Source organism: Anaeromassilibacillus sp. An172, from assembly GCF_002160515.1.
GTDB classification, from domain to species: domain Bacteria; phylum Bacillota; class Clostridia; order Oscillospirales; family Acutalibacteraceae; genus Limousia; species Limousia pullorum.
Genome location: NZ_NFKS01000019.1, coordinates 16,751 through 39,643, shown reverse-complemented (window position 1 = coordinate 39,643; position 22,893 = coordinate 16,751). Strand labels below are relative to the sequence as shown.

The window sequence follows — 22,893 nt, the reverse complement described above, 5'->3', positions numbered from 1 at the left end:
AAAATTACTTTTGCACGCCGGAAATAAAAGTAACGACGTTGGTTGGGGTTCCGTTTATGAAGGATTTTAGGTTGTGCTCTACTATTTCCATGAGCCTTATTCTTGTTTCGTAGTGTGCCCAGGCAATGTGCGGTGTTATGATGCAGTTTTTTACACCAAGCAGACAGCAGTCGTGCTTCATCGGCTCTGTTTCTAAAACATCTATGCCGGCTCCGGAAAGCTGACCGCTCTCCAAGGCTTCCTTTAAATCCTCTTCGCAGAGAACGCCGCCTCTTGAGGTGTTCACGAAAAATGCGCCCTTTTTCATTTTGTTAAAGGTTTCCTTTGTAAACATCTTTTCAGAGTCCTTGTTTAACGGACAGTGAACTGTTACGATGTCGCTGTTTTGAAGAAGCTGGTCAAGGGAACAGAATTTTCCGTTTTCAACCTCTTTGAAATTTCTTGAATGGGCAAGAATATTCATTCCGAAAGCGTGGGCAATTCTTCCCACTGCCTTTCCTATGCTTCCGTAGCCAACTATACCTATGGTTTTGCCCCAAAGCTCGTTTATGTCAAATACAAATGGTGAAAATGTGGGACTGTTTTTCCAGCCGCCCTGCTGTACAAAATCGTTGTACTTTCCAACCTGTGTGAAGTGCTCAAGGATAAGGGCGAAGGTGTGCTGGGCAACAGCGTTGGTGGAGTAGCTTCCGGCGTTGCAGACGGTTATTCCCTTTTCGTTGCAGTAGTCAATGTCTATATTGTTGTAGCCTGTGGCAAAAAGCCCTATGTATTTGAGCTTTTCCGCCCCTGCCAGAGTTTCTCTGTTCAGGGGTGTTTTGTTGCAGATTACTGCGTCTGCGTCCTTGAGTCTTTCGGAGATTTCCTCTTTTGAGGTCAGTGGATATATCACCACTTCCCCGTATTTTTTTAAAAAGTCCAGGGAGATATCCCCTTTTGTAATTGTCTGTGCGTCGGTTATAACTATTTTCATTTTTTAATTCCTTCTTTCATTGGGAAAGCAGTCCCAGTATATTTTTTAAATAGGTTTCACCCATGTGGGATTTTACGCATACAAGGTTGTTTACATCCTGGGGCTTTATGTTTTCCGGATTTTCGCCGTACTCACCCAACACAAGCTTTGACAAAGGCTCAAGCTTTGTGTTCATTGAAAGCATAAACCTTGAAACCTCTCCAAGGGGATATTTTTTCGACATAAGTCCGGCAAGCACACGGAAATATTCATAAAGGGTAAAGGATTTCCCCTTTTCGGATGTTATTCTTTGTCTGTAATATTCGTTTCTGTCCTTTGCGATTTCCCATGCGCAGCGGGAAAAATCACGGCGCAGGTCGGTTTTCGGCTTTTCTCCCAAAGAAATTATTCTGCCGTATTTGCCAAAACCCCACTGACCGGGAGGACATACTGTTATTATATCGTTTTGATTTTCAAAATTCACTATATTTTCGTAATCTTTTTTATTTTCTACGCAAAAAGCCACGTTTGGCGCACCGAAGGTTATACAGCAGACATTTTTCTTGCCGTATTTCTCGGAAAGATACACACCTAAAAGATTAGCCGCCGCTCCCCCACGGCTGTGGCCCGTTACGAAAAACCTGACATTTTGTTCCGATATTTTTTCTTTTTCCAGATATTTCAAAAGGTTTTTCTTTATTTCAAAACAGCAGTTGTAAAAGCCTCGGTGAAACTTCTTTTCACCAAGGTCGAAATTACTGTACCACTGCTTTTTCACCGTTCCGCTTACGGCAATCATCACAAGGGTAAAATTTGAAAGCTTTCTTTTTCCCAAAGCAAAGGCGCAGGGCTTTACTCCGTTTTTGTCACGGTAGTTGTAAAGCCTTATATCCGTAAAACCGCAGGAGGAAAGGCAGTTTTTTATTTTCTCCCCGTTATAGGCACAAAGGGACACGGCGGAAAAGGCAAAAGCCCTTTTAAAATCCACGGAATAAAGGTCTGTATCCTTTTCCAGCTCCTCTTTTGAAAAAGCCTGAAAAAATCTTTTTGAGGGAGAAATTTTTCTTTTAAAAACAAATCTCTTTTGTCCGAAAGCACATCGTTTTAATTTCATTAAAATCACCATGTGTATTTTGTCCCGAACAAAAGAGATAATTCTTTAATATTAAATTTTAAACCTGTATTCCCAGAAGATGTGTTGCAATCTGGAAATAAACAAAAAGTGAAATTGCGTCAACCAGGGTTGTGATGAACGGGCTTGCCATAACTGCCGGGTCGAAACCGATTTTCTTTGCAAGCAAAGGCAATGTACATCCGATAATCTTGGCAACAAAAACGGTGACAACAAGTGTAAGACAAACAACCATTGCAACCGGAACAGTTACTGCCGGATTTGACATAAGCATGTTGTCGATGAGCATCATCTTTGCAAAGTTCGCAACAGCCAGCACAGCTCCGCAGAGGATGGCAACTCTCGATTCTTTGAAGATGATTTTCGGAACGTCCTTAAATCCGATTTCGCCCAGTGAAAGGCTTCGGATAACAGTAACGGAAGCCTGACTTCCCGAGTTACCGCCGGTGTCCATGAGCATTGGAATAAATGCGGAAAGCACAACGGAGGTTGCCAATGCGTCCTCGTAGAATGTGATTATCATTCCGGTAAAGGTTGCGGAAATCATCAAAACCAAAAGCCAAGGAATACGGCTTTTCCAGGTTTCAATAACGCCAACCTTTAAGTAAGGCTTGTCGGTAGGTGTGATAGCAGCCATCTTCTGCATATCTTCCGTGGTTTCCTCTTCCATAACGTCGATAGCGTCGTCAACTGTAACGATACCAACAAGACGGTTTTCAGTATCAACTACAGGCAAAGCCAGGAAGTTATATTTGTTAAACAGATGGGCAACGTCCTCCTGGTCGTCCAGGGTGTTTACGGAAATCACGTTTGTTTCCATAAGGTCTTCAACCACTTCGTCATCCTCGGCGATAAGCAAAGTTCTTATGGAGATAATTCCCGCAAGCTTGCCGGTTTTATCGTCGGCAACATAGCAGGTGTAAATTGTTTCCTTGTCGATACCTGTTCTTCTGATTCTTTTGATAGCCTCTTCGGCGGTCATCTTCGGGCGCAGTGTGACAAACTCAGTTGTCATAATTGAACCTGCGCTGTCCTCAGGGTACTTCAAAAGCTCGTTAATTTCTTTTCTTGTTTCCGGGTCTGCCTGACGGATAATTCTCTTTACAACGTTTGCAGGCATTTCCTCGATAATATCAACGGCGTCGTCCACATAAAGCTCGTCAACGATTTCTTTAAGCTCGCTGTCGCTGAAGCTGTGGATGAGCATTTCCTGTGTATCCTCGTCCATTTCGACGAAGGTTTCCGCCGCAAGCTCTTTTGGAAGCATTCTGAAAAGAAATGTAATCTTTTCGTCCTGAAGCTCTTCAAAAAGTGCCGCCAAGTCGGCGGAATTCATTGTTGTAAGTATGTCTCTCAAGGTTCGAAATTTCTTTTCTTCCAAGAGAACCTTGATTGTTTCAGTGATTGTAACCGATACTTTCTCCATTCTTTTTCCTCCCATTCTTTTTGATTAAGAAATAACTTGGGAAGTAAAGACACGTTCGGGTTATATTAGGCAAGAGAAAAAAACAGACGCAAAAAACACTTATCCGTCTGCTTTTTCCCGATGCTACTTCGCCCGGGAACAGCGCCTGCACTACTTCCAGCGTCCATTTTTTATCCCCCTTCAAAACTTTATTTATTTGCGCTTATAACTCTATAATGTTCCTAAAGCACCAAAATAATTTTATACTATCACGGCTTTATTGTCAATGTGTTTTCTTCTAAGAAACAATCCATTTTTGCCGGGTTTTTGGTCGATTTTTATATTTATACATCACATTAAGAATTTTGTAAAAACTCTGTTTTTCATTCGTTATTTTTAGGTAAATTTTATGTGTTTAAGTATTTTACACATAAAAGAATATTGCTGAAAAAACTTACAAAAATCACCGAAAAAATCAGTGTATCAGTAATTTTTCAGTTAAATATTATCGGCAGTCACCGTCATCGTGGAATTTGTGAAAAAAAACTCATATGCAACAAAATAATAATGTTATCATGCAGTAAAAACAAACCGTAAGGTTCGCAAATTTATGGGAAATGCTGAAAATTCACAAGAGATTTGACAATACAAAAAAATAAATATATAATTCATATTAACAGGTTAGGGATGGCCTGTATTTTCAAGGAAGAATTGTGGATTCAAAAGTAGAAAGTTTTTAATGAAAGAGGGTAAAACCAATGGCAACTACAAAGAAGACAGCTCCTGAGGCTGCAAAGACAGAAACAGCAAAGGTTGAAGCTGTAAAGGCAGAAGAGGCTGTTGAGACAGTTACCGCTGCTGATACAAAGGTAGAAGAGGTTGCTGCTCCTGCAAAGGCAACTGCTAAGAAAACAACAAAAAAGGCTGCAACAAAGAAAACTACAACTAAGAAAGCTGCTAAGAAAGAAGAGGCAGCTGAAGTTGCTGCTCCTGCTGCAACAACAGAAATTTTTGTTGAGTACAACGGAGTTCAGGTTTCCGGCGAAGAAATCGTAAGACTCGTTAAGGGCAGCTACGGCAAAGACGTAACAGACCTTAAGATTTATGTTAAGCCTGAGGACAACCGTGCATACTATGTTGCAGACGGCGAAGCCGGTTCTGTAAGAGTATTGTTCATTTAATCTTACATCTCGGAACTATAGGTTCTGAGGAAATCTTAACCTTTAATACTGCGGTTTTTTAATCACTGCGAATCAGGGACAGACCGAAAAGTCTGTCCCTTTTTTCATATTCTATAAATAAAAGGAGAGGAGAAACAAATGGCCAAAAAAGAAAAGAAGCCAAAGTCCGAAAGGTTTTTTTACGGACTTTTAGAGCAAATCAAAACAAGCAAAAGCACCTTTGCAGTTTTTATAACACTGAGATTTTTTGTAATACTTGCAATGGTGGTTTCCGTAATCAGAGGAAACTATGAAAACCTTTTTGTGTGCACCTTGGCTCTCGCCCTTTTTATGATTCCCGCCTTTGTGGAAAAAAACTTCGGCATACAGCTTCCGTCCACTTTGGAAATCATAATCCTGCTGTTTATATTCTCGGCAGAAATACTGGGAGAAATACAGAGCTACTACACAAAAATCCCCTTCTGGGACACAATGCTTCACACAATGAACGGTTTTCTCTGCGCCGCTGTGGGCTTTGCGCTGGTGGATATTTTCAACCGAAACGAAAGATTCACCTTTAAGCTTTCACCATTTTTCCTTGCATTTACAGCTTTCTGTTTTTCGATGACAGTTGGAGTTGTATGGGAATTTTTCGAGTGCGGCTGCGACCTTTTTCTCCACACGGACATGCAGAAGGATACAATCGTAACACAGTTTTCATCTGTGCTTTTAAACCCCGAGGGCATAAACGTGCCTATTGCCGTAAACAATATACACGATACGGCCATAAACGGAAACTCTCTGGGAATCAACGGCTATCTGGACATAGGACTTCTTGACACAATGAAAGACCTTTTTGTTAATTTCATAGGCGCAGTTGTGTTCAGTATTATCGGATTTTTCTATGTTAAAACCAGAGGCAAGGGGAAGTTTGCCAGAAGATTTATTCCGGTGGTAAAACATCATTTTGAATACTCCGACAGCAAAACAACACAGGCAAATCCCGAAACGGAAAACTCATCGGATTTATAATCCGGAAAGGCAAAATCATGAACAATTCTTTCCCCGATAAAATCTTTTATAACGGAAACATAATCACAATGGCAGAAAATGAAAACCCCGAAGCTGTGGCAGTGACTGACGGAAAAATTTCTTTTGTGGGAAAGCTTTCTGAGATATTAAATGATGAAAGCTTTAAAAACCACAAAAGGGTTGATTTAAAGGGCAGAACACTTATGACATCCTTTATAGACCCTCACAGCCATTTCACATCGGTGGCAACCTCATTTTTAGAGATATCACTTGAGGATGCGCAGTGCTTTGAGGACATATGCGAAAAAATCAAAAACTACATCCAAACCCAAAAGCCGGAAAAAGGCAAATGGATAGTTGCAAAGGGCTACGACCAGAATTTTCTCAAGGAAAAAGACCACCCCAGAGCCGCTGTGCTGGATAAGGTTTCACAGGATTACCCTGTTATAATCCACCACCGCTCGGGACATATGGGCGTCTTTAACTCAAAGGCTATGGAGATTTTAAAAATCGACAAAAATACTCAATCTCCCAATGGCGGAAACATAGAGAAAAAAGAGGGCGTTCCCACCGGCTACATGGAGGAAAACGCCTTTATCGAGCTTAGCAAAAAGGTTCCCATGCCCTCCCTTGAGGACATGAAAAACGCCTACATCAAAGCCCAGGAAAAATACGCCTCCTACGGTATCACAACCATTCAGGAGGGCATGACTGTCACAGAGCTTCTGCCAATGTATGAAATGCTGAAAAGAGAAAATGTATTGTTTCTCGACACAGTATGCTACTGCGGAATAGACTCTGGCAAAGGGTTTACGGAAAGGTTTTCAGAGCATAAAGGAAAATACAAAGACCGCATAAAAATCGGCGGATATAAAATCTTCCTTGACGGCTCACCCCAAGGCAGAACCGCATGGATGAGAAAGCCATACGAAAACTCAAAGGATTACTGCGGCTACGGCACAATGAGTGATGAGGCTGTTTACTCATCCTTGAAAAAAGCCCTTGATGACAACATGCAGCTTTTGGCACACTGCAACGGCGACAGAGCGGTACAGCAATACCTTGAAGCCGCAGAAAAGCTTAAATCACAGGGATGTGAGGTTTCAAAAATAAGACCCGTTATAGTCCACGGTCAGCTTATGGGAACAGACCAGCTTAAAGAAGCCGCAGACTTAGGATTTATCGCCTCTTTCTTTGTGGCTCACGTTTACCACTGGGGAGAAATCCACCTTGAAAATTTCGGAAAAGAACGTGGCTCTCACATAAGCCCTGCGGGAAGCGCATTGAAAAACAAAATGATTTTCACATTCCATCAGGATTCGCCGGTTATAGAGCCTGATATGGTAGAAACAATCTGGAGCAGTGTAGTTAGGGAAACACAGCATGGCATTTGCATAGGCGAGGAAGAAAAAATCCCCGTGTACGAAGCTTTAAAAGCCGTCACCGTAAACGCCGCCTATCAGTATTTTGAGGAAAAGGAAAAGGGCACAATCGAAAAGGGCAAAAAAGCCGACCTTATTATCCTTGACAAAAACCCCTTGACCTGCAAAAATGAGGAGCTGAAAAACCTGAAAGTCCTCTGCACCATAAAAGAGGGCAAGACCGTTTACTGCCGTGATATTGAAGATTTAAAAATATGATGTTATAATTAGGGAGATAAAGGAAGGAGAATGTGTGTGATAAAGCTTGTTGCCACAGATATGGACGGAACTCTTCTCAACGACAAAAAGGAGCTTCCGAAAGATTTTTGCAGTTTCGCCGCTTCCCACAAGGACATAAAAATGGTAATCGCCAGCGGCAGACAATATTTTAATCTGATAAAGACTTTCCCAAACAACGTGGAGGATTTTATATTCATCGCCGACAACGGAGCCGTGGTTTTTGAAAAGGGAAAACCTCTTTTTATAGACTCAATCGACATGGACGTTGTTGAAGAGCTGTTAAAGGAAATCCATAAAATCGAGGGCGTTGCCTGTGTATTGTGCGGAGCAAAGTCCGCCTACATATCCACAGTTGACGACATCGCCCTGAAAAATATTCAGATGTATTACGCCAAGGTTAAATTTGAAATGAAAAGCATTGACCAGATAGAAGATGATAACATCTTAAAGATTGCGGTATTTTTGAATAAAGAGGCGGAAACAAAGCTTTACCCAGCCATTGCCCACCTGAACAATCCGGACGGCAGGCTTTCCGCAGTGCTTTCCGGCGACAGCTGGGTTGATATTATGAACCGAGAAACAAACAAGGGAACAGCACTTAAAAAGATTATGGATATATACGGCATAAAGCCGGAAGAGTCCATGGCTTTCGGAGATTATCACAACGACCTTGAAATGATTAAGGTCTGCAAAGAAAGCTACGCCATGGAAAACGCCCACGATGACATAAAAGCCGCCGCCAAATACATAGCTCCCTCCAACAACGACGAGGGCGTTATGAAAATCCTTTTAGAACGCATTAAATAAAATTAACGCCTGAAGCGAAATTGCTTCAGGCGTATTTTTTTATCTTTGAGAGCCTAAGAAGAACAGGGCAACTGTTCCCGGGCCGGAGTGAGTTCCTATTGAAGTTCCTATAAAGTTAATGTAAAACTTTTTGCTTCCCAGCTTTTCCTTTATCTGCTTTTCCACGTACTTTGCGTCCTCAAGGCAGTCGCCGTGGGATATAAACACATAGCCGTTTTTGGCGTCCGTTACGGTTTCAGCCATCATTTTTACAAGTCCGTCCAAGGACTGCTTTCTTCCTCTCACCTTTGAAACAGGTATCAGGTGTCCCTCGTTGTCAACATGCAAAACAGGCTTTATGCCCAAGGCGCTTCCCAAAATTGCGGAGGTTGCGGAAACTCTTCCCCCTCTCTTTAAATGGAAAAGGTCGTTTACTGTAAACCAGTGGCAGAGGTGCAGTTTATTTTCCTCAACCCACTTTGCGTTTTCCTCAATGGAAAGTCCCTCGTCCCTTTTGTCGCAGGCAAGGACGGTCAAAAGTCCCAGACCCATGGAAGCGCAAAGAGAGTCAACAACCAAGAATTTTCTCTCGGGATATTTTTCCATAAGCTCTGCCGCCGCCATGTTGGCGTTTATGCAGGTACTGCTGAGTCCCGATGAAAAACCTATGTACAAAATGTCCTTTCCCTCTTTGAAAAATGGCTCTGCCATTTCCACGAAATCCGCAGGGTTAGGAGCGGCGGTTTTTGACTCCTTTCCCTCTCTTAAAAGTCGGTAAAATTCCTCTATCTTCATTTCCCTGCCGTCAGGATATCCCAAATAGGGTTTGCCGTCCACTGTGTAGGGCATGGGTAGTACTTCTATATTCCACTTTTTTATCATCTCCGGCGACAGGTCGCAGTTTGACTCGGTAAGAATTATATAGCTCATAATTTTTCTCCTTTTTCTACAGTTTATGTTGTTTGCAACATTTTTCACTAAAAAGTTCCTGTCTTATCCAAACTCTTTATGTAATTTTAACCTATAGCGAGAGTTTTATTTTTCTTTATAAGAAATAAAGTTATTTTTTACAGGTCTATTTCATATATTTAAAAAGCTAAAGAAATATCGGGGGCAGGATTATGAAAAAAGAGATATTTGTAAAAAACGCTTTACTGCTCACAGCCATAACGCTTATCACAAGGTCGCTGGGAGTATTTTTCAGAATTTACATATCGGGAAAAATAGGCGCAGAGGGCATCGGTCTTATGGGACTTGCCATGACCGTTTATTCTTTCAGCGCAACCTTTGCCGCCTCGGGAATAACCCTTACGGTCACAAGACTTGTAACAGACACTTTGGCTAAGGATAACAAAGCCGGCGCACTTTTTGCCGTAAAAAGGTGTGTGGCTTTTTCCGTAATCATGTCCGCCGCCGTAGGCGTCTGCCTTTTTGTTTTTTCAAATGAAATAGGCACATATTTTTTAAAGGACAGCAGAAGCGTTCTGTCTTTAAAGGTTTTGTCCGCAAGTCTGCCCTTTATGGCGGCTTCCTCCTGTTTAAGGGGATATTTTTTCGCAAGGCGGCAGGCTGTTAAAACCGCACTGGAACAGCTTTTGGAACAGGTCTGCGAAATCGGCGTTTTTATGACCGTAAGCCTTAGGTTTATTCCAATGGGTCTTGAATACGCCTGCTGCGGCGTTGTTTTGGGAACAACCTTGGCTGAGTTCTTCTCTTTCTTTTTCTCCCTGGCTTTGTATCTCCACGATGTAAAAAGGCTGGGAAGAAAAAGCGAAAAAGTCCCGGGCTTTGCAAAAAAGGCTTTGGCTATCGGCACGCCTGTGACCCTTTCTTCCTGTCTGCGCTCGGGACTTTCAATGGCTGAAAATGTGCTGATACCCTATGGTCTTAAAAAATACGGTGCTGACAGCAGTACGGCTTTAAAGGAGTACGGAAAAATCACAGGAATGGCTATGCCGGTTTTGATTTTTCCCAATGTGTTTCTATACAGCTTCGCCATGCTTATGATTCCCGAAATGAGCGAAGCGAAAATTGCAGGAAACCACCGCACAATAAGCCGCATGGCTCAGCGTGTTATGCGGTTCTCCCTTGTTTTTTCCATATGCGTAGCCACAATGTTTTTATTTTTCGGGGACGATATAGCTATGCTTATTTACGGGGATAAAAGCCTTGGTTTTTTTATAAAAGTCCTGTCCCCCATAATTCCCTTTTTGTATCTTGACAATGTGGTGGACGGAATGTTAAAGGGATTAAACGAACAGCTCCACTACCTGATTTATAATATTATGGATTCGGTGACAAGGGTAATACTCACCTTTACCCTGCTTCCGCTTATGGGAACAAAAGGCGTTATTATTGTGTGCTATGTCAGCGCAATTTTAAATTCCGGACTCAGCACTTTAAGGCTCATAAAGGTCGCCCATATAGATATGAAAATTTTTTCATGGATTATTTTTCCGGTTATAACGGGGATTTCCTCAGGCTTAATAATAAACGCAATTCTCCCCCGGTACAGCGAAAACAGCCTTTTCCTTGTAATAACAAAATGCGTTATTTTTATTTTAATATTTACCGCCGCTGTGTACCTTTCAAATAGGGTTTCTGAAAATGGTTTTAATAATAAAATCACCCATGGGTAGGGATTCGTTTTCTATTTAAATTCATAATAAACAATAATATAATTTAAAATAAAATCAAACCCAACCGAGAGCGAGCCATTCCAAAGACTAAACAAAAGGTTTCGCCCGACCTGAAACGAAAGCTAATTTTTAAATCCGCCCTTTGCAGGTCGGATTTAAAATTAAGAGTGGATTAGTTTTATGGCTATGGCGGAGATGTCGTCGTCGTGGCCGTCGTTGCGGCGGCTTTCCGCTCCGCTTATTACCTCCTTTGCAAGCTTTGAGGCGTGTCCCTCGTTCCAGCCGGCAAGTAAATCCTCAATCCAGCTGTCATTTCCGAAAAGCGCACCGTCGGACACCATAAGCACCCAGTCACCCTCGGAAAGCTTTATCCTCTCCTTTGAAAATTTCACGTTGTTTAAAATTCCCACAGGCAGAGAGGGCATGTCAAGCCTTGTAACTCTGCCCTTTCTTTTGATGTATGTCAAAGGGGCGCCGGCTTTCATAATGTCCACCTCGCCGCTGAAAAGATTTACCGAGGTTACGTCAAGGGTCGCCAGGGACTCCTCTTCGGATTTTATCATTACAGATGAATTTACAATCTGCAATGCGCTTTCACAGGAAAGTCCCGAGCGGCAAAGCTTTGTCATAATGCTTACAGCCATGTTGGAATCCACGGCGGCTCTTCCCCCTGTGCCCATTCCGTCGCTTAAAACCGCTGTCATTTTTCCTGTTCCGTCGGTAAAGTAGTTCACGCAGTCGCCGCATAAGGTGGAATTTCCGCAGATGTGCTGGCTTGTTCCTATCTGCACGTCAAACTCCGGAAGCTCGTTGAAAACCGCCCTTATTCTGTCCTCGGCAACGCTGATACATGGGGAATCAAACCTGCGCATACAGCTTCTTGAAACCTCTCGCAAAAGTCTTGCCCTGCTCAGATCCTTTGGATTTATTCCGGTCATCTCGATTTCAACGGTCATTTTTGAATTTATATCTATGCGGCAGCTGCACTGCATGGGAACAATACCCATACCCTCAACGGCGGCGCAGACACGTGAAGCACTTTCGCAGTCGTAGTCGCAGATGTTGTCAAACTCTATGGACAGGTCGTTTAAAATATTTCCCAGTCCCGAGAACTGTCCCGCCACTACAGAGCGTATCTGGGTAATCCTCTTGTCGGCGGCAACGCTTGCAAGGTAGTCCCTGTAGTTTCTGTTTATACTTTCCGCAAGCTCCTTGTTTTTACAGCATTTTTTAACAAATAGTTTTTCTATGTCCTGGGCGGTCACTTCTCCTTTTTCCTTTAACAGGGGTGTCAGCCTGTTGAAATCGTCTTTCGTAACATCACCCTCTTTCTCGGTACAGAATACCCTGAGACCGCAGCCCTGGCAAGCCTCATTTGCGGCTTTTTGGTATACTCCTTCGATTGACGGCGTATATATTCTTTGTAAACGCTCGGACACGCCGGTAACACAGCTGCTGACTCCCTCCAAGGCTTTTGAAGCAAAGGAAAGCCTTGACACAACATTTTCCCTCAATGCGTCAGCCATGTGGCTGTCCATGTCGTTGGAAAAGACAGAGGAAATAAAGCTTCCCGTGCTGTTGGGTATAACCATAAACAAAGCCGCCGCACAGATAAATTCAAAAATCATCATAAGCTCAGGGAATCCCTCTCCTGCGCAGAGAGATATAACAGCCGCCGAAAGAGCAAAAGCAAGGGCTGAACAGATTTTTCCCACCGGCGCAAAAAGTCCTGCCATAAGACCACCGAAAGCATATGCTCCGCTTATGTAAAAATCTCCGGTCTGAGCAAGGCTGAACACCATTCCGAAAGCCGTTCCGCAGATACATCCGCCGGAAACCGAGCCGTAACGGGCAAACACAAGGATAATCAAAATTGACAGCACCCTTGCCGGATAAAATCCGTTAAGTGATATTGAGCTTACAGACAAAAGCAATATACATCCCGATATAACCAGCATGGCAAGCTCTGTACTGGACCAGGCAGTGACGGCTTTTTTTGACCTTACGCTGTTTAAGGTCTGTTTAAAAAAGTATGCGGCAGCAGATGCTATAATCGCTTCCGTCATACAGGCGGTAAAGCCCTCCAGCGTTTCCGAGCCTGCGGTGAGAAGCACCACTCCCGTGGCGGCAATTGGAATAAAGGAGGCAAGAGCCGGAAAAATTCTTGTGTTTGCGATTTTTAAATCGTTTAAAACCCACCTGATACCCACTATTCCCATAACCACCGCCATATATCGGAAGCTTTCCGCCGGAGAGGAAAAGGTATATCCCACCAGCGAGCCTATAAGAGAGGGCGGCAATGCGTTGTAAGGCACTGAGGCGCAGAAAGAGGCTCCGAAAGGAGAAAGTCCTCCCAGTATTGTTCCCCCCGACACAACGGCAGAGGTCACCAGATACGCCGCCTTGACCATAAGCCATTTTACCACCTTTGTGGTCTCTGCGTTAAATTTTGTTTTTCTGTTCAAAACAGCCTGCTTTGACATCTTCTTCACGTCCTTGATTTCATTTTATTCTGTCCCTTTACCTATAAGGGAATGTAAATATATTATATAAATCCGGACATAATTCTTTTGTCGCTGTCTGTATGGATTTTTTTCAAATCTTTTGTTTGATTTTGCGCAGTTTATTTTTTACAGGTCGCTGATGGTAATAATTTAAAATTTATCCCATATGCGACAGCTAAACCGATTTTTAATTCTTTTACAGATTTTTATTTTGTCTATTCCCCATATAAGACTTAAAACGCAGTGAAAAATCGGGAATAAAATAAAAAAATTTTAAAAAAGTGTTGACAATAGGCGGACATGATGATATAATAATAAAGCTGTAACGACAGCGAACAAAAAGTAAATAAGTTGGTGTTGATGACGCTGAGGGTCCACCCGTTCCCATACCGAACACGGAAGTTAAGCTCAGTGGTGCCGAAGATACTTGGCTGGAGACGGCCCGGGAAAATAGGGAGATGCCAACACAACAAAAACCGAATGCAAAAGCGTTCGGTTTTTCTTTTATCTCCGACCTGCAAAGGTCATTTTAGGAAATAAACGTCGTTTCAGGTCGGGCTAAACCTTTTTCTAAGTCCTTGGAATAGCTCACTATCGGTTGGGTTTGATTTTTTAATCTATTGCAATTACATCCACGGTTCATTTCAATTTGACCGTGGATATTTTATTATTCTTTAAAAGAAAATCACCGTAGGGGCGCACTATCATGTGCGGACGGTAGCAGTAAGGTTTATGATAAAACCAAGCCTGTTTACAAAGATAAATCTAATTGACGGCTCAACCCTATCCTAATTATTTATCGGCTAAATTTATTACTGTTTTTCCTTTCTTTTCAGCAAGCTTTTTAAACTTATACGCACCGCCAAATGTTGTTTTAACATATGTAACCACATAATCTGATTTATTTAACATCCACCTGTTCCGTTTGTCTATTGCATATTTTGGTGGAGTAAATTCAAGCTCGTCAGGATAAATTGTATCTGAAAAATTATATGTATTTAATATATTATTTTCTTTAGGCATATAAGCAAGTACAACATAATAGTTAATATGTGGAAATGTCGATTTTAAAAGATTTAATTCTTTTCGCACCAATGCGTCAAAATCTCCATTGTTTCCTACATAAAATAAATTAACGTCTTTATTCTTAATCAGATCTATTAAAACTATCTGCAATTCATTTTCAATATTTTTCGGTATTGCTCTATGTCCAAAAAAAGTACAAATCACGATAAACAACCTTTCATATATAGGATATATCGTAATTATAACATATTTTCTTGAAATATGCGATATATCCCACACGATTTATCGCATATTTGTATACCATTTATTTCAGAATAAAAAACAAGAAAAGGTGAAATAAATGGACATAAAAGAAGCCGTTGAAAAAAGAATTTTAGAACTTTGCCGTCAAAACAATATTGCCGTAAATGCCCTCGCTAACATTTCCGGAGTTTCCCCCTCCACAATATACAGTATGCTCAACGATAAAAGCAAAAACCCCGGCGTTGTTTCCATAAAGAAAATCTGTGACGGTTTAGGAATAACCATAAGGGAATTTTTTAACAGCGACATATTCGACAACCTCGAACAAGAAATCAAATAGTTTTGGCTCCGACCTGCATGGGTTTAGCATGGAAATTGACATCTGCACAGGTCGGTCGAGTTTTTTATTTCCGACCTGCTGAGGTTAGCAAAGGAAATTAACATCATCACAGGTCGGGCGAAACCTTTTCCGCTATCTTTGGAATGGTTCGCTCTCAATTACCTTTTATTTTTAACTTATTGCAATTACATCCACGGTTCATTTTAAATTGACCATGGATGTTTTATTATTCTTTAAAAGAAAATTATTCTATGGATTGTTTTTTATTGAACCTCATAATCAAATAGCTCTGCTACAGACTTAACTGTAACAGAGCTATTTTTATTTCTTAAAATAACGTCTCGCCCGACGGTAAACGGGAGTTTATTTCCCAATTTACTTTTCCCCGTCGGTTATAAAAGAGCTTCCAAAGCGGCTTTCAGCTGAGCTATTTTTTCTCTTTCACGGGCTGCCTGCTGTTTAACGGTTTCTACAACCTTTTCCGGAGCCTTTGAGATAAAGCCCTGATTGTTGAGCTTACCCTCGGACTGAGCCAAAAGCTTTTCTGTGGCGGCAAGTTCCTTTTTAAGTCTTGCGGTCTCTGCTGCCTTGTCTACAAGCTCATCCATAGGGATATAAATCTTTGCGTCGGTGGTAACAACTGTTACTGCGCCCTCGATTTCAAAGCTTTCGCCTATTTCAACTTCGCTTGCGGAAGCCAGCTTGCAGATAAACTTAGAGCCGTTTGCAAATACATCACTGAGCTTTGTGGCAATGTATACCTTTGCTTTTCTTGACGGAGGAACGTTCATTTCCTGACGGCGGTTACGGATTGCCTTTATTGCGTCCATAACGCTTTCCATTTCCTTGGCTGCCTGTGGGAAGTCAAGGCTTTCGTCGTACTCCGGGTACTTTGAAAGCATTATTGTTTCGCCCTCGTGAGGCAGTGTCTGCCAGATTTCCTCTGTGATGTAAGGCATAAACGGATGGAGAAGTCTCAAGGTCTTTTCAAGAACCCATACGAGAACCTGTCTTGCGTTCTGAGCTGTCTGCTCGTCGGACTGGAGTCTTGACTTTGCAAGCTCGATATACCAGTCGCAGTAGCAGTCCCAGATAAAGTCATAGAGCTTCTGAACTGCAACGCCCAATTCAAACTTTTCAAGGTTTTCGTTGATTTCCTTTGTAACCTTATTGAACTCGTTTAAAATCCACTTGTCCTCTGTTTCAAGCTTTTCAGGGAGCTTGTTCTCAACATTGAAATCATCTATATTCATGTGAACAAAGCGGCTTGCGTTCCACAGCTTATTTGCAAAGTTACGGCTTGCCTCAACACGCTTTTCACTGAATCTCATGTCATTTCCCGGTGAGTTTCCTGTTGCAAGGAAGAATCTCAAAGCGTCTGCGCCGTACTGGTCAATAACCTTAAGCGGGTCGATACCGTTTCCGAGAGATTTTGACATCTTTATACCCTTTTCATCTCTTACGATACCGTGAATAAATACTGTATCATATGGAGGGCATCCCATCTGCTCGCAGGCTGAGAAAATCATTCTTGCAACCCAGAAGAAGATAATGTCGTATCCTGTAACAAGTGTATTTGTGGGATAGAAATACTCAAGCTCAGGTGTCTTATCAGGCCAGCCCAATGTGCTGAAGGGCCACAATGCAGAGCTGAACCATGTATCCAATGTATCCTCGTCCTGTGAAAGCTTTGTACTTCCGCACTTAGGGCATGTATGAGGCTCTTCTCTTGAAACGATTACCTCGCCGCAGTCTGCGCAGTACCATGCAGGAATTCTATGACCCCACCAAAGCTGACGGGAGATACACCAGTCTTTAATATTTTCCATCCAGTGGAAATAAATCTTTTCAAATCTTTCCGGGATGAACTTTGTTCTTCCGTCCTTAACACACTCGATTGCAGGCTCTGCCAAAGGCTTCATCTTTACAAACCACTGCTTTGAAACCTTAGGTTCAACAGTTGTCTTACAGCGGTAGCAGGTACCTACATTGTGTACGTGTGGCTCAATCTTAACAAGGAAGCCGCCCTCTTCAAGGTCGTGAACGATTGCTTTTCTGCACTCGTATCTGTCCATACCCTGATATTTGCCTGCGTTCTCGTTCATATGGGCAGTATCGTCCATAACATTTATAACAGGCAGATTATGTCTTAAACCAACCTCGAAGTCATTAGGGTCGTGAGCAGGTGTAATCTTAACACAGCCTGTTCCGAAATCCATCTCAACATAATCGTCGGCAACAACAGGAATTTCTCTGCCAACAATCGGGAGGATAAGCATTTTTCCAACGATATTTTTATATCTTTCATCATTTGGGTTTACTGCAACTGCTGTATCGCCCAGAAGTGTTTCAGGTCTTGTGGTGGCTATCTCAACATATTCGTCGCTGTCCTTAATCGGATATCTGATATGCCAGAAATTGCCCTCCTGCTCGGAAAATTCAACCTCTGCGTCGGAAATTGAAGTACAGCAGTGAGGACACCAGTTGATTATTCTTTCGCCACGGTAAATAAGTCCCTTTTCATAGAGCTTTACAAAAACCTCTTTAACAGCCTTTGAACAGCCCTCGTCAAGGGTAAATCTTTCTCTTTCCCAGTCGCAGCTTGAGCCTAATTTTTTAAGCTGGTCGCAGATTCTGCCGCCGTATTCTTTCTTCCAGTCCCAAGCTCTTTCCAAAAACTTCTCTCTGCCCAAGTCCTCTTTTGTAAGGCCCTCTTTAGCCATAGCCTCAACGATTTTTGCCTCGGTAGCGATAGAAGCGTGGTCAGTACCCGGAAGCCACAAAGCTGAATATCCCTGCATTCTCTTATATCTAATCAAAATATCCTGCAAGGTTTCATCCAATGCGTGACCCATGTGAAGCTGACCTGTGATATTTGGAGGCGGCATCACAATAGTATATGGTTTTTTATCCTTATCAACTTCAGCGTGAAAGTAGTTGCCTTTCAGCCAGAAGCCGTATATTCTATCCTCAAATTCCTGAGGATTATAAGCCTTAGCAAGCTCCTTAGCCATTTTCTTCTCCCCTTTATTTTTTATATCCGACCTGCAAAGGTTTTGTTTTGAAATAAACTTCATTTCAGGTCGGGCGAGACCTTTTCCGCAATCTTTGGAATGGTTCGCTCTCATTTAACTTTTTTATTTCCGACATACAAAAAGTCTATCTTAAAAATAAACATCTGCACAGGTCGGGCGAGTTTTTTATCTCCGCCTCGTAAAGCTCCAACTTAAAAATAAGCATCGTTTCAAGGCGGGCGAGACCTTCCACTTAATCTTTGGAATGGTTCACTCTTATTTAACTTTTCTTTTTATCTTTTCGCAATCGGGATTTTATATTCAATAAAAGTCCTTTTCACGAAACTGAAACACTTTTTATTATCTCATTTCAGCTATATTTTGTCAATGGGGTTGGTTTGCAAAATTCACACCATTTCCCACAAAAACCGCCCTTATCTACATTAAATACAGAAAATTATCAAAACACGTGCATTAGTCCTATTGTTATGATAAAATAAAATTACAATCTTTTTTATAGGAGGTAAAAACATGAACAATCAAAAACTTAAATTACCGTTTGCGGCAATAACCGTATTGTGCTGGTTTTTATTTACGGTCTACTTAATCGGCAGCATGATTATCAAGATTAACGATATGGGAATACCTATGGATTTTCTTTTTGAAAACTATGGTATCAACTGGATTCCCTCTATTGTATCCCTCTTACTGCTGACCCTTGTGCTTTTCTCACGCACAAGAAGCTTTATGCTTCCTTTGGCAATACTTATACAGCTTTCATCTCTCTCAAGCTATGTTTACAACTTTATTATAAAATCAAACTTTACAGAGCTTTTAAGGTATACCTCCGAGGATTTCGTTTACGGAAACACCTTATATGCTGTTGCCTTTGGAATTATCACTATCTATGCTTTTCTTTTTTCAATCATTTGTTTAAGCGGTAAAAACAAGCCCTTATCTATTGTTTTCTTTATAATCTATTTAATTCTGTTTTTGCTTTATGTGGGCAGTAACATCATATGCTCTATAGCTTTGCAATACACAGTTGAGAGCAACATAGAAATGTGTCTTAATCTTGTAAGCTACTTCTTCCTGGGCATTTGGATAGCTTTCCCGTACAAGTACAATAAAGCGGCTCAGGCAAGTTTCCCCCAATATACATACGGCTCAAATCAGCAGTTTAATCAGTCACAATATCAAAATTCACAGTATAACGACTCCTTTAACAATCAGCAGCAGAGCATTCAGCAGTATAATCAGTACACACAGCAAAACCCACAGCAGTTTAAGCAGACTGCTAAATACAATTATCCGACCGGTCAAAGCTCATTCACTCAGACAGAAAATTATAACAAACCAAAAACCTGTCCATCCTGCGGCGCTCCCTTAAACGACGACGATATCTACTGCGGAATCTGCGGAACAAAATGCAATTAAATTTTCCATATAAATACCGAACCCCGTGATTTTTCACGGGGTTTTGTTTTTAAATATCAGCTGAACTGACTGTTATAAAGTGTTGAATAAAATCCTGCTTTTTTCAGCAGGTCTTCGTGTCTGCCCTGTTCTATTATGTTTCCGTCTTTCATAACAAGAATAACGTCGGCTTCCTTGATTGTGGAAAGTCTATGGGCTACCACGAAGCTTGTTTTGCCCTCCATCATTTTGGCGAAAGCCTTTTGAACTCTCTGTTCCGTAAGTGTATCAATTGAGCTTGTGGCTTCGTCCAAAATAAGCAAAGGCGAATCGGTGAGCATTGCTCTGGCTATACACAAAAGCTGTTTTTCTCCCTGGGAAAGGTTGGAGCCTTCCTCGGTTATCACCGTGTCATAGCCCTTTGGAAGTCTTGAGATAAAGCCGTGTGCGTAAGCTGATTTTGCCGCCTTTATCATTTCTTCTTCCGTGGCGTCAGGATTTCCGTAACAGAGGTTTTCCCTGACCGTTCCGTTAAACAGCCAGCTGTCCTGCAAAACCATTGCAAAGTTTTGGCGCAGGCTGTTTCTTTTTATGTCCTTTATGGGAACGGAATCAAGACGAATTTCTCCGCTGTTCACGTCGTAAAATCTCATAATAAGGTTTATCATTGTGGTTTTGCCGCAGCCTGTAGGGCCTACAATGGCTATGCGCTGACCTTTTTTTACTTTAAGGTTAAAGTTTTCTATAAGCTTCTGATTTTCACGGTAAGAAAAGTTTACATTTTCAAAAACCATATTTCCGTCGGCTCTTTCGATTGTCACTGCGTTTTCCTTGTCGGCGGTTTCGTTTGGCTCGTCCAGCACCTCAAAAACACGTTTTGCAGAAGCTATTGCGGTTTGAAGCTGGGTCAAAACGCCGGTTATTTCGTTAAAGGGCTTTGTGTACTGGTTTGCATATGTTAAGAACACGGAAATCTGACCTACTGTAAGTCCACCGTTTACCGCAGACAGTGCTCCTAAAATTCCTGCGGCGGCGTATACAAGTCCGTTTACAAAGCGTGTTGAGGGGTTTGCAAGGCTTCCTGCAAACTGGGCTTTTTGTCCCACCTTGTACAGCTCCTGATTTTTTCTTTCAAATTCCTGTTCTGCCCTTTTTTCATAGGCAAAGGACTTTACAATCTGCTGGTTTCCCACCATTTCTTCTATATATGCGCTGACTTCGCCCTGTAAAAGCTGTTGCTTTCTGAACTTGCTTCCGGAAAATTTTCCGATAAAAGCCGCAACAAACAATGACACCGGGGTCAAAAGCATTACAGCCAAAGCTATGGTAACATTTATTGCGAACATAAACACAAGGGTGGCAACAATGGTAACAACGCCTGTAAAAAGCTTTGTAACCGACTGCAAAAGACCGTCGCCCACTGCGTCAACGTCGTTTATAACACGGTTTATAAGGTCGCCGTGGCTTGAGCCGTCGATGTAGCTTAAAGGAACCGAATTGAACTTTGAATAGACCTGCTGTCTTAAATCCCTTGCGGCGCAGTAGCTAAGCTTATTTGTGCAAAGTCCCATAATCCACTGAAACAGCGCAGAACCCGCAGTTGTGAGCATAAAGCCAATTAAAATTTTTGAAATGGTTTCAAAGTCCACCTGTCCATTGTCGATAATGCAGTCGATAGCGTTACCGGTGAGCACCGGGCCCAAAAGTGTAAGTCCCACGCTTATAAATGCGCAGATAATGCCTATCACCGCATATTTTTTGTATTTGGCGGCGGCTAAAACTATTCTTTTAACTGTTGAATAGGATTTTTTCTTTTTCATCAAACCGCCTCCTCTGCGCTGAGCTGTGACAGACATATCTCCCTGTACTCTGAACAGTTTTTGTAAAGCTCCTGATGAGTACCGATACCGACGCACTCGCCCTCATCTAAAACAACTATTTTATCTGCGTTCCTGATTGTGGAAGCTCTCTGGGAAACTATAACCACCGTCATGTCCCTTGTCTGCTCTTTAAGCTCTTTTCTAAGATTTGCGTCGGTGGCAAAGTCAAGAGCCGAAAAGCTGTCGTCAAGGATAAGTATATCCGGCTGTTTAACCAAGGCTCTCGCTATTGTAAGTCTTTGTCGTTGACCACCGGAGAAATTCTTTCCTCCCTGAGCCACGTCAAAGTCAAGCTTTCCGGGAAGCTTCTCCACAAAATCCCGGGACTGGGCGATTTTTAAGGCTTTTATAATTTCCTGGTCAGTTGCCTTTTCCTTGCCCCACTGCATATTTTTTCTCAGGCTTCCCTTAAACAAAACGGTTTTCTGAGCCACAACGCCGATTTTCTCTCTCAATGTTTCTATTTCGTACTTTTTAACGTCAACGCCGTTTACAAGCACCTGTCCTTTTGTTGCGTCGTAAAAACGTGGGATAAGGTTTACAAATGTGGATTTACCGGAACCGGTTCCGCCGATAATTCCCAAAGTTTCGCCCTTTTTAATAGAAAAGGTCACGTTTTTCAATGCTTTCCCCTCGCCGTAGGAAAAGCTTACGTTTCTAAATTCTATTGCATTATCGTTTTCAGCAGTTGGATTTTTCTCTGCTTTCTCCTCTGTCACAGAGGTTTTTGTTTCAAAAATTTCGTTAATTCTCTGAGCAGATGCGGAGGCTCTTGTAAATATTACCACCAAGTCCGCAACCACAACCATTGCAAGCATTATCTGGGTCATATAGTTAACAAGGGCAATTATATCTCCCTGTGAAAGCTCGCCGATATTTACGTTCATACCGCCAAACCAGATAATAAGGGCAATGGCGATATTTGTTATTATACAGGTCAAAGGGCTTAAAAGAACCGAAATTCTGCCCGCCGAAATACTGGCGTCTGTAAGCTCCTGCGCCGCCTTTGAAAACTTTTCTTCCTCTTCATCCTGTCTTGCAAATGCTCTTATAACCCTATTTCCACGGAGATTTTCTCTTGAGATAAGGGAAATTCTATCCAGTCTTTTCTGTATAGTTTTAAAAAAGGGAACGCTTTTGCTCATTATAATATAGAGGGTAAGTCCGATAAGCACTGCCGCACCGAAGAATATTACAGACAGCTTCAGGCTCACAGTTGACGCCATTATCATTGCGCCCACAACCAAAAAGGGCGCACGTATAACAAGTCTTATAAGCATTGCAACGGCAAGCTGTATTTGATTTATGTCGCTGGTCATTCTTGTGATAAGTGACGGCGTGCCGATTATATCTATTTCCTTATGGGAAAGGGTATTTATATGGTGAAACAAATCACGGCGCAGTATTGTTCCCACTCCCTGAGATGCAAAGGATGCGCTGTACTGGCAGATAAGTGCGCTTAAAAGTCCCGTAACTCCCAGTATTACCAGCAAAACTCCCTGTTTTGCAATATATCCTGTATCGCCGTTTTTTACGCCTATATCTATTATATTAGCCATTATCAGCGGTACAATAAGCTCGAACACAGCTTCAAGGAGCTTAAACACCGGACCTATTGTCACCTGTATTTTATAATATTTTAAATATCGTGCAAGCTTCAGCAATATCTTTTCCCCCTTTATTTAACAAAACAGACGGCGAAA

Annotated in this window: 16 protein-coding genes and 1 rRNA gene; 8 read left to right on the top strand and 9 right to left on the bottom strand. The window is 42.0% G+C overall.

Going from position 1 to position 22,893, the window contains the following annotated elements:
- Positions 1–4: 4 nt before the first annotated feature.
- The 3 genes from B5F08_RS09250 to mgtE are packed head-to-tail and all read right to left on the bottom strand — an operon-like array spanning position 5 to position 3,510.
- On the bottom strand, positions 5–973 hold the full coding sequence (locus B5F08_RS09250; protein WP_087378590.1) for a D-2-hydroxyacid dehydrogenase: 969 nt from the start codon (positions 971–973) through the stop codon (positions 5–7).
- Positions 974–989: 16 nt separating this feature from the next.
- Positions 990–2,066, bottom strand: coding sequence for a lipase family protein (locus B5F08_RS09245; protein WP_158096273.1), 1,077 nt, complete (start codon positions 2,064–2,066; stop codon positions 990–992).
- Between the two features lie 58 nt (positions 2,067–2,124).
- The gene (gene mgtE, locus B5F08_RS09240) at positions 2,125–3,510 is read right to left on the bottom strand and encodes a magnesium transporter (RefSeq protein WP_087378585.1); all 1,386 of its coding nucleotides are present in this window, start codon (positions 3,508–3,510) and stop codon (positions 2,125–2,127) included.
- A gap of 737 nt (positions 3,511–4,247) precedes the next feature.
- Here mgtE and B5F08_RS09235 point away from each other — a divergent pair.
- The 4 genes from B5F08_RS09235 to B5F08_RS09220 all read left to right on the top strand — a co-directional run bounded on the left by B5F08_RS09235 (position 4,248) and on the right by B5F08_RS09220 (position 8,149).
- A complete protein-coding gene (locus tag B5F08_RS09235) occupies positions 4,248–4,670 on the top strand; it encodes a DUF6465 family protein (RefSeq protein WP_087378583.1) in 423 nt (140 codons plus the stop codon).
- A 138-nt stretch (positions 4,671–4,808) separates the two neighbouring features.
- The gene (locus tag B5F08_RS09230) at positions 4,809–5,681 is read left to right on the top strand and encodes a hypothetical protein (protein ID WP_204245182.1); all 873 of its coding nucleotides are present in this window, start codon (positions 4,809–4,811) and stop codon (positions 5,679–5,681) included.
- A 17-nt stretch (positions 5,682–5,698) separates the two neighbouring features.
- A complete protein-coding gene (locus tag B5F08_RS09225; protein ID WP_087378581.1) occupies positions 5,699–7,321 on the top strand; it encodes an amidohydrolase in 1,623 nt (540 codons plus the stop codon).
- 36 nt (positions 7,322–7,357) lie between these two features.
- Complete coding sequence (locus B5F08_RS09220) at positions 7,358–8,149, top strand: HAD family hydrolase (RefSeq protein ID WP_158096272.1); 792 nt, start codon at positions 7,358–7,360, stop codon at positions 8,147–8,149.
- A gap of 39 nt (positions 8,150–8,188) precedes the next feature.
- Here the strand turns inward: B5F08_RS09220 and B5F08_RS09215 are convergent, their stop codons facing one another.
- Complete coding sequence (locus B5F08_RS09215) at positions 8,189–9,058, bottom strand: DegV family protein (RefSeq protein WP_330395815.1); 870 nt, start codon at positions 9,056–9,058, stop codon at positions 8,189–8,191.
- 191 nt (positions 9,059–9,249) lie between these two features.
- On the opposite strand from B5F08_RS09215, the gene B5F08_RS09210 reads away from it, so the two are divergent.
- Positions 9,250–10,767, top strand: a complete 1,518-nt coding sequence (locus B5F08_RS09210) for an oligosaccharide flippase family protein (protein WP_087378577.1) — start codon at positions 9,250–9,252, stop codon at positions 10,765–10,767.
- 161 nt (positions 10,768–10,928) lie between these two features.
- Here B5F08_RS09210 and B5F08_RS09205 read toward each other — a convergent pair whose 3' ends face one another.
- Positions 10,929–13,250: a serine/threonine-protein phosphatase gene (locus tag B5F08_RS09205; RefSeq protein WP_087378575.1), complete on the bottom strand. Its 2,322-nt coding sequence runs from the start codon at positions 13,248–13,250 to the stop codon at positions 10,929–10,931.
- A gap of 371 nt (positions 13,251–13,621) precedes the next feature.
- Here B5F08_RS09205 and rrf point away from each other — a divergent pair.
- A 5S ribosomal RNA gene (rrf, locus tag B5F08_RS09200) occupies positions 13,622–13,738 on the top strand.
- A gap of 325 nt (positions 13,739–14,063) precedes the next feature.
- Here the strand turns inward: rrf and B5F08_RS09195 are convergent.
- Positions 14,064–14,501, bottom strand: coding sequence for a hypothetical protein (locus B5F08_RS09195; RefSeq protein WP_087378573.1), 438 nt, complete (start codon positions 14,499–14,501; stop codon positions 14,064–14,066).
- Between the two features lie 136 nt (positions 14,502–14,637).
- On the opposite strand from B5F08_RS09195, the gene B5F08_RS09190 reads away from it, so the two are divergent.
- The gene (locus B5F08_RS09190; RefSeq protein WP_087378571.1) at positions 14,638–14,880 is read left to right on the top strand and encodes a helix-turn-helix domain-containing protein; all 243 of its coding nucleotides are present in this window, start codon (positions 14,638–14,640) and stop codon (positions 14,878–14,880) included.
- Between the two features lie 392 nt (positions 14,881–15,272).
- On the opposite strand, the gene B5F08_RS09185 is transcribed toward B5F08_RS09190, so the two are convergent.
- Complete coding sequence (locus B5F08_RS09185) at positions 15,273–17,894, bottom strand: valine--tRNA ligase (protein WP_087378611.1); 2,622 nt, start codon at positions 17,892–17,894, stop codon at positions 15,273–15,275.
- Between the two features lie 531 nt (positions 17,895–18,425).
- On the opposite strand from B5F08_RS09185, the gene B5F08_RS09180 reads away from it, so the two are divergent.
- Positions 18,426–19,331, top strand: coding sequence for a zinc ribbon domain-containing protein (locus B5F08_RS09180; protein ID WP_087378569.1), 906 nt, complete (start codon positions 18,426–18,428; stop codon positions 19,329–19,331).
- Positions 19,332–19,387: 56 nt separating this feature from the next.
- Here B5F08_RS09180 and B5F08_RS09175 read toward each other — a convergent pair whose 3' ends face one another.
- Together B5F08_RS09175 and B5F08_RS09170 are read right to left on the bottom strand one after the other, a co-directional pair.
- Complete coding sequence (locus B5F08_RS09175; protein WP_087378567.1) at positions 19,388–21,130, bottom strand: ABC transporter ATP-binding protein; 1,743 nt, start codon at positions 21,128–21,130, stop codon at positions 19,388–19,390.
- The gene (locus tag B5F08_RS09170) at positions 21,130–22,854 is read right to left on the bottom strand and encodes an ABC transporter ATP-binding protein (RefSeq protein WP_087378565.1); all 1,725 of its coding nucleotides are present in this window, start codon (positions 22,852–22,854) and stop codon (positions 21,130–21,132) included. The genes B5F08_RS09175 and B5F08_RS09170 overlap by 1 nt, the downstream gene beginning before the upstream one ends.
- Between the last annotated feature and the right edge of the window lie 39 nt (positions 22,855–22,893).